The 7,656-nt window shown below is 76.6% G+C and carries 7 protein-coding genes and 1 pseudogene; 4 read left to right on the top strand and 4 right to left on the bottom strand.

Annotated features, from left to right (window positions below; genetic code table 11):
- Positions 1–204 (bottom strand): annotated as a pseudogene (locus tag GTR00_RS10030) (hypothetical protein); the annotation flags it as partial.
- Between the two features lie 132 nt (positions 205–336).
- Positions 337–1,167 carry a class I SAM-dependent methyltransferase gene (locus tag GTR00_RS10025; protein WP_323132376.1) on the bottom strand — a complete coding sequence of 277 codons (831 nt, stop codon included), beginning with the start codon at positions 1,165–1,167 and terminating at the stop codon, positions 337–339.
- Between the two features lie 133 nt (positions 1,168–1,300).
- Here GTR00_RS10025 and GTR00_RS10020 point away from each other — a divergent pair, with 133 nt between their 5' ends.
- Positions 1,301–2,032, top strand: a complete 732-nt coding sequence (locus tag GTR00_RS10020; protein ID WP_166611484.1) for a winged helix-turn-helix transcriptional regulator — start codon at positions 1,301–1,303, stop codon at positions 2,030–2,032.
- A gap of 5 nt (positions 2,033–2,037) precedes the next feature.
- Here GTR00_RS10020 and rlmB read toward each other — a convergent pair whose 3' ends face one another.
- Together rlmB and cysS are read right to left on the bottom strand one after the other, a co-directional pair.
- Positions 2,038–3,009, bottom strand: a complete 972-nt coding sequence (gene rlmB, locus GTR00_RS10015) for a 23S rRNA (guanosine(2251)-2'-O)-methyltransferase RlmB (protein ID WP_166611483.1) — start codon at positions 3,007–3,009, stop codon at positions 2,038–2,040.
- The gene (cysS, locus tag GTR00_RS10010; RefSeq protein WP_166611482.1) at positions 3,009–4,427 is read right to left on the bottom strand and encodes a cysteine--tRNA ligase; all 1,419 of its coding nucleotides are present in this window, start codon (positions 4,425–4,427) and stop codon (positions 3,009–3,011) included. The genes rlmB and cysS overlap by 1 nt, the downstream gene beginning before the upstream one ends.
- 81 nt (positions 4,428–4,508) lie before the next feature.
- Here cysS and GTR00_RS10005 point away from each other — a divergent pair, with 81 nt between their 5' ends.
- Genes GTR00_RS10005 through GTR00_RS09995 form a run of 3 tightly spaced genes read left to right on the top strand, consistent with a single transcriptional unit; the run spans position 4,509 to position 7,627 of the window.
- A complete protein-coding gene (locus tag GTR00_RS10005) occupies positions 4,509–5,642 on the top strand; it encodes an S-(hydroxymethyl)mycothiol dehydrogenase (protein ID WP_166611481.1) in 1,134 nt (377 codons plus the stop codon).
- Positions 5,639–6,292 carry an MBL fold metallo-hydrolase gene (locus GTR00_RS10000; protein ID WP_166611480.1) on the top strand — a complete coding sequence of 218 codons (654 nt, stop codon included), beginning with the start codon at positions 5,639–5,641 and terminating at the stop codon, positions 6,290–6,292. Before GTR00_RS10005 ends, GTR00_RS10000 begins: the two co-directional genes overlap by 4 nt.
- Positions 6,293–6,352: 60 nt before the next feature.
- A complete protein-coding gene (locus GTR00_RS09995; RefSeq protein ID WP_166611479.1) occupies positions 6,353–7,627 on the top strand; it encodes an AI-2E family transporter in 1,275 nt (424 codons plus the stop codon).
- The last annotated feature ends 29 nt before the right edge of the window (positions 7,628–7,656 follow it).

Raw genomic sequence — 7,656 nt, 5'->3', positions numbered from 1 at the left:
CAGGTGCGCGGCCCGCACGAACTCGTGCAGGCGGGCGCGCTCCTCCTGCGGCATCTCCCCGACGCCCGTCCACGTGAACAGGTTGTTCCAGTTGTCGCTGACCAGCGGCATGAAGTCGGGGTCGGCGGCGGCGGCGGTGGCGCTCAGCGGCAGCAGGGCGGCACCGCCCAGGGCTGCCAGCAGGGACTTCGCGGGACGGCGCACGGGCACCTCCGTGGTCGGGGCAGGGTGAGGGGCGCACGCTACGCAGCGCGCGCGTCGGCGCGGCGAACGCGCGGCGACGCGGGGCCGAACAGCGCACAGGCACCTCACACCTTGGCACTCACACCCTGGCACTCACACCCTGCGGGCGGTCAGCAGCAGGTGCTCCCACTCCATCGCGAAGCCTGCGCCCCCCAGCGCGGCCGAGGCGGCCAGCTCCTCCAGCCGCTGGTCCAGCTCCGCCGCGCGCTGCGGCGCCAGCGCCGAGCGCACCGCGCGCACCGGCCCGTAGCGCTCGGTGAAGAACTCCCGGAACGCCGCCGGGTCCGCGAAGCGCTCCACCCGCAGCGGCAGCCGCTGCAGGCGCACCTCCGCCACGTGCTCGCCCAGCAGCTCCAGCACGTGCTCCTCGCGCCCCCACAGCGCCGGCGGCTGCACCCCGGCCGGCGGTGCGGGCGCGAACGGGGCCAGCACCCCGAACACCCGCCCCACGAAGCCCTCCGGCGTCCAGGCGGCCAGCGCGATGCGCCCCCCGGGGCGGCACACGCGCAGCAGCTCGGCGGCCGCGCGCTCGTGGTGGGGAGCGAAGGCCACGCCCACGCAGGAGAGCACCACGTCGAAGGCGGCGTCGGCGAACGGCAGCGCCTCCGCGTCCGCCTCCACCCACTCCACCCGCACGCCCTCCTCGGCCGCCCAGCGGCGCCCGGCGTCGAACAGCTCCGGCGTCAGGTCCGCGGCGACCACCGAGGCGCCGCGCGCGGCCGCGCGCACGGCCGCGTTGCCGCTGCCGGCCGCCAGGTCCAGCACCCGCTCGCCGGGGCCCACGCCGGCGGCGTCGACGAGCTCGCGGCCCAGGTCCGCGATCACCTCGCGGGCCACCGAGGGGTAGTCCCCCGACGCCCACACCGCCCGGGCCCGCTCCTTCAGCGCGCGGTCCGCACCGGGCACGCTCCCCACCACGCTCACGGCGACCTCCTCGTCGGTGCGCGCGGCCCCGCGCCGCGCGCACGCACGATGCTGCGCGCTGCGGCCCGCCGTGCCCAGTGCACGATCTGTACCGGCCCTTCCGCGCCCCGCGCCCCGCTCCTACCCTCGCGGGATGGGGGCGCCCTACCACCAGTTCTGCCCCGTCGCCAAGGCGATGGAGCTGCTCGACGAGCGCTGGACGCTGCTGGTGGTGCGCGAGCTGGTGTGCGGCGCGGAGCGCTTCAGCGAGGTGCGCCGCGGGCTGCCGCGCATGTCGCCCACGCTGCTCTCGCGCCGGCTGCACACCCTCGCCGCCGCGGGCGTCGTCGAGCGGCACCAGCGCGGCGAGGACGTGCGCTACGTCCTGACCGCCGCCGGGCGCGAGCTGGAACCGGTGGTGCGCGCCCTCAGCGTCTGGGGCACCCGCTGGGTCGGCGAGCTGGGCGACGCCGACCTGGACCCCGGGCTGCTGGTGTGGTCCATGCACCTGGCCGTGGCGCGCGCGCAGCTGCCGCCCGGGCGCACCGTGCTGCGCGTGCGCTTCGAGGGGCCCCCGGCCGCCGGGGACTGGTGGATGCTGCTGAGCGCCGAGGACGTCGACCTGTGCGACGCCGACCCCGGCTTCGACGCCGACGTGGAGCTGCGCACCGACCTGCGCACCCTCACCCGCGTCTGGCGCGGCGACGTGCCGTGGCAGCGCGCCCTGCGCTCGGGCGCGGTGCGCCTCAGCGGCCCCGGGCCGCTGCGCCGCGCGCTGCCCTCGTGGTTCGAGCTGCCCGCGTGGGCGGGCGTGCCCCGGCCCGTGCCGGACCGGGGCGCGCCGGACCGGGGCGTGCCGGACCGGGGCGTGGCGCCCCGGCGGTGAGGGGTTCAGCGGTGACGGGCGACCTCGTACAGGGCGATGCCGGCGGCGACCCCGGCGTTCAGGGACTCCACCGCCCCGGCCATGGGGATGCTCACCACCTGGTCGCACGTCTCGCGCACCAGGCGCGAGAGCCCGGCGCCCTCGGCGCCGACCACCACGACCAGCGGGCCGTCGGCCAGCTGCAGCTGCGGCAGGGCCACGTCGCCGTCGGCGTCCAGGCCGACGACGAACAGCCCGGCCTCCTTGTACTCCTGCAGCGCGCGGGTCAGGTTCGTGGCGCGCGCCACCGGCACCCGCGCCGCGGCACCGGCCGACGTCTTCCACGCCGAGGCCGTCATGCCCGCCGCGCGGCGCTCGGGCACCACGACGCCGTGCCCGCCGAAGGCGGCCACCGAGCGCACCACCGCGCCGAGGTTGCGCGGGTCGGTGACCCCGTCCAGCGCCACCACCAGGGGCGGGCGGCCGGAGTCGGCGGCGGCGTCCAGCAGGTCCTCCGGGTGCGCGTACTCGTACGGCGGCACCGACGCCGCCACGCCCTGGTGCACCGCGCCCTCGGTGAGGCGGTCCAGGTCGGCGCGGGAGGCCTCCAGCAGCGGGATGCTCCGGTCGCCGGCCGCGGCGAGGATCTCCTTGACGCGGTCGTCGGAGTCGATGCGCGCGGCCACGTACACGCCGGTGATCGGCAGCCCCGCGCGCAGCGCCTCCACGAGGGAGTTGCGCCCGGCGATCCACTCGGTCTCGCCGGTCTTCTTCGCCGTGCGCCGCGCCGGTGGCCGCCCGCCGGGGCGGGGGTTGGTCGTGGCGGCGCGGTGCGCCGCCTTCGCCGCGCGCGCCGCGGCCGGGTGGCCGGTGCGCTCGGTCGCCTTCGGCGTGGGGCCCTTGCCCTCCAGCGACCGGCGGTTCTTGCCGCCGGTGCCGATGGAGGGGCCCTTCTTGCCCTTGCTGACAGCGCCTCGGCGCTGGGAGTTGCCCGCCACTACTTCTCGCCCTCCAACGCCCACCGCGCACCGGTGGGCGTGTCCTCGATCACGATGCCCGCGTCCTTGAGGGAGTCGCGCACCGCGTCCGCGGTGGCGAAGTCGCGCGCGGCGCGGGCGGCCGCGCGCTCGTCCAGACGGCTGCGCACCAGGACGTCCAGCGCGTCGCGCGCCGCGTCCGAGGTGCCGGCCTGCGAGGCCCAGGGCTCGCTGAGCGGGTCCAGGCCCAGCACGCCCAGCCCGGCGCGCACGTGGCCCCAGGCGCCCGCCAGGGCCCGCTCGTCGCCGTCGGCCAGCGCCTGGTTCCCGCGCCGGGCCGCCTCGTGCAGCGAGGCCAGCGCCGCGGGGGTGGCCAGGTCGTCGTCCATGGCCGCCGCGAACCCCGGCGCCACCCCCCCGACGGGCGCGCTCGCGCCCAGCCGCTCGGCGGCCCGGCGCACGAAGCCCTCCAGCCGCGAGTAGGCGGCCTCGGCCTCCGCCAGCGAGGTGCCCGAGTGCTCCAGGGCGGTGCGGTAGTGCGCCGAGACCAGGTAGTAGCGCAGCACCACGGCGCGGTGCTCGCGCAGCAGGTTGGGCACGCCCAGGACGTTGCCCAGCGACTTGCTCATCTTCTCGCCGGCCATCGTCACGAAGTGGTTGTGCAGCCAGTACTGCGCGAAGCCGTCGCCGGCGGCGCGCGACTGCGCCTGCTCGTTCTCGTGGTGCGGGAAGCGCAGGTCCAGCCCGCCGCCGTGGACGTCGAAGCGCGGCCCGAGGTAGCGCCGGGCCATCGCCGAGCACTCCAGGTGCCAGCCGGGCCGGCCGCGGCCCCACGGGGTGCTCCAGGAGGCGCTGGCCGGCTCGCCGGGCTTGGCGCCCTTCCACAGCGCGAAGTCGCGCGGGTCGCGCTTGCCGCGCGGGTCGGCGTCCGCGGCCGGCTCCATGTCCTCCAGCCGCTGGTGGGTCAGGCTGCCGTACTCCGGCCAGGAGCGGACGTCGAAGTAGACGTCGCCGGAGCCGTCGGCGGCCGGGTAGGCGTGGCCGCGCTCGACGAGCCGCTCGATGAGCTCCACCATCTCCGGCACGTGGCCGGTGGCGCGCGGCTCGACCGTGGGGGGCAGCACGCCCAGGGCGTCGTAGGCGGCGGAGAACTCGCGCTCGAAGCGGTGGGCGTGCGCCCACCACTCCACGCCCGCCTCGGCGGCCTTCGCGAGGATCTTGTCGTCGATGTCGGTGACGTTGCGCACCATCGTCACCTCGTGGCCGGTGGCCGTCAGCCAGCGGCGCAGCACGTCGAAGGCGACCTGCGCGCGCACGTGCCCCAGGTGCGGGGAGCCCTGCGGGGTGGCGCCGCAGACGTACACGCCGACCCGCCCGGGCTGCAGGGGCACGAAGTCGCGCACCGCGCCGGCGGCGCTGTCGTGGAGGCGCAGGGTCACCCCGCAAGGCTACCGGCCGGGCGCGCCCCTCCCCGCCGCTCGCCGGGCCCGGGGCTGGCCCCCTGCCCTAGGGTCGGGAGCATGGCCTGGACCGTTCCCGCAGTGATCTCGCGCCGCGAGGGCGCGCCCGTCGAGACCGTCGACGTCGTGGTCCCGGACCCCGGCCCCGGCGAGGTGGTCGTGGACGTCGCCGCGTGCGGGGTGTGCCACACCGACCTGCACTACCGCGAGGGCGGCATCACCGACGAGTTCCCCTTCATGCTCGGCCACGAGGCCGCCGGCACCGTGGCCGCGCTCGGCGAGGGCGTGGACGAGGTCGCCGTCGGCGACACCGTGGTGCTGAACTGGCGCGCGGTGTGCGGGCGCTGCCGAGCGTGCCGGCGCGGGCGGCCGCAGTACTGCTTCGCCACCCGCAACGCCGCGCAGGCGATGACCCTGACCGACGGCACGCCCCTGACGCCGGCGCTGGGCATCGGCGCGTTCGCGCCCAAGACGCTCGTGGCCGCCGGGCAGGCCACCCGCATCGACACCTCGATCTACGAGGGCACCGGGCGCTCCTTCGACCCGGCGGTGGCCGGGCTGCTGGGCTGCGGGGTGATGGCCGGCATCGGCGCGGCGGTGAACACCGCCCCCGTGCAGCGCGGGGACACCGTGGCCGTGATCGGCTGCGGCGGGGTGGGCTGCGCGGCGATCGCCGGGGCGGTCCTGGCCGGGGCGCGGCGGGTGGTCGCGGTCGACATCGACGACAAGAAGCTCGCGTGGGCCAAGGCGCTGGGCGCCACCCACGTCGTGCACTCCCGCGGCCTGGACGAGGACGGCGTGGTGCGCGCCGTGCAGGAGCTGACCGACGGTTTCGGCGCCGACGTCGTCATCGACGCGGTGGGCCGGCCCGAGACGTGGCGGCAGGCCTTCTACGCGCGCGACCTGGCCGGCGTCGTGGTGCTGGTGGGGGTGCCGACCCCGCAGGTGCAGCTGCAGGTGCCGCTGCTGGACGTCTTCGGGCGCGGCGGGGCGCTGAAGAGCTCCTGGTACGGCGACTGCCTGCCCGAGCGCGACTTCCCCGCGCTGCTGGAGCTGCACGCGCGCGGGCGCCTGCCCCTGGAGGCCTTCGTCACCGAGCGCATCGCCCTGGGCGACGTGGAGGAGGCCTTCGCCACCATGGGGCGCGGGGAGGTCCTGCGCTCGGTGGTCGTCATGGACGGGGCCGGCGCGTGAACGCCCGCATCGAGCACCTGGTCACCTCGGGCACCTTCAGCCTGGACGGGCAGACCTTCGACGTCGACAACAACGTGTGGCTGGTCGGCGACGACTCCGAGGTCGTCGTCGTGGACGCCCCCCACGACGTGGAGGCCATCGCCGCCGCCGTCGGCGGGCGCCGCCTGCTGGCGGTGCTGGCCACCCACGCCCACGACGACCACGTGCGCCGCGCCCCGCAGCTGGCGGAGCGCTTCAGCGACGCCGACCACCGGGTCCCGGTGCTGCTGCACCCCGCCGACCGCCAGGTGTGGGAGCTGACGCACCCCGCCGGCGGTCCCGGGGCGGGCACCACCGACCTCGTGCACGGCGAGGTCGTCGCCGTGGGGGGCACCGAGCTGCACGTGCTGCACACCCCCGGCCACACCCCGGGGTCGGTCTCGTTCTACGCCCCCTCGCTGGGCACCGTCTTCACCGGCGACACCCTCTTCGCCGGCGGGCCGGGCGCCACGGGCCGCTCCTTCTCCAGCTTCCCCACCATCGTCGCCTCGATCCGCGACGTGCTGCTGGAGCTGCCGCCGGAGACCCTGGTGCGCACCGGCCACGGGCAGGGCACCACGATCGGCGACGAGGCCCCGCACCTGCAGGAGTGGATCGCCCGCGGGCGCTGACCGGGCGGGCCGGGCTCGCCGCGGGTGGCGCGACGGCCCAGTCCTGGGAGCATCGCCACCGTGAGTGATCCGACGGGCCCGACCCGCACCGTGAACATCGTCGAGCGCGGCATCGCCGAAGCGTCCCGGTGGGCGCTGCGCCTGCTCGTGCTGGGCGTCGGCGTCGCCGGGCTGCTGTGGCTGCTCGGCAAGGGGTGGTCCCTGCTGCTGCCCCTGCTGCTCGCCGTCCTGCTCAGCGCGATCCTGTGGCCCCTGGCGCACGTGCTGCGCGCGGTCCTGCCCCGCTCGATCGCGGCGCTGGTGGCCATCCTCATCCTGCTCGCGGTGGTCGTCGGCATCTTCGCCGCCCTCATCCCCAACGTGGCCAGCCAGGCCGGCGACGTGGCCGACTCCGCCGTCGCCGGCCTGGAGCAGGTCCAGGGCTGGGTCAACGGCCCGCCGCTGAACCTCGGCGGGGAGGAGATCGGCGACCTCGTCGACCAGGGCGTCAACGAGCTGCAGAGCAACGCCCAGAACATCGCCCTGGGCGTCGTCGGCGGCGTGGGCACCGTCGGCGCGAGCATCGGCACCGGCCTGGTGACGTTCCTGCTCGTGCTGGTGCTGACGTTCTTCTGCCTGTCCGACGGCGACCGGCTGCTGCCGTGGTCGCGCCGCTGGATGGACGCCAACACCCACCACCACGCCACCGAGCTGGGCACGCGGATCTGGGCGACCGTGCGCGGCTACATCATGTCCCAGGCCGCCGTGGCCTTCGTCGACGCGCTCTTCATCGGCGTGGGCCTGTGGATCATCGGCGTGCCGTTCGCGCTGCCGCTGGCCGTGGCCATCTTCTTCGCCGCGTTCATCCCCATCGTCGGCGCCGTCGTCACCGGCGTGCTGGCCACCCTGGTGGCCCTGGTCACCCTCGGCTGGGTGCAGGCGCTCATCGTGCTGGGCATCGTGCTGCTGGTGCAGCAGCTGGAGGGCAACGTCCTGCAGCCGCTGCTCGTGGGCAAGACCCTCGCGCTGCACCCGGCCGTCGTCATCGGCTCGGTCACCATCGGCGGCACCCTGTTCGGCATCACCGGCGCGTTCCTGGCGGTGCCGGTGGCCGCGATCATCACCGTGGTGCTGCGCTACGTGCACCACGTGCTGCTGCCCGACGAGCCGGAGAACCCCGCGGTGGAGGAGAAGAAGCACCCGCGCCGCCGCCGCGTGGCCTCCCCCGAGCAGTCCGCGGTGCCCGAGGCCACCGGCACCGGCGCCGGCCCCGGCACCGGAGGCCCCGCGGGGAGCACCGGCGGTGCCGGTGCGACCGGCGCGCGCGAGCAGGGCCGCGGCGTCGAGCGCCCCTGAACCCCTCCCCGGGGGCCGTCCCCCCGGGG

This window comes from Kineococcus indalonis (assembly GCF_009906395.1).
Taxonomy (GTDB): Bacteria; Actinomycetota; Actinomycetes; order Actinomycetales; family Kineococcaceae; genus Kineococcus; species Kineococcus indalonis.
This window is presented reverse-complemented; position numbering and strand designations above follow the sequence as displayed.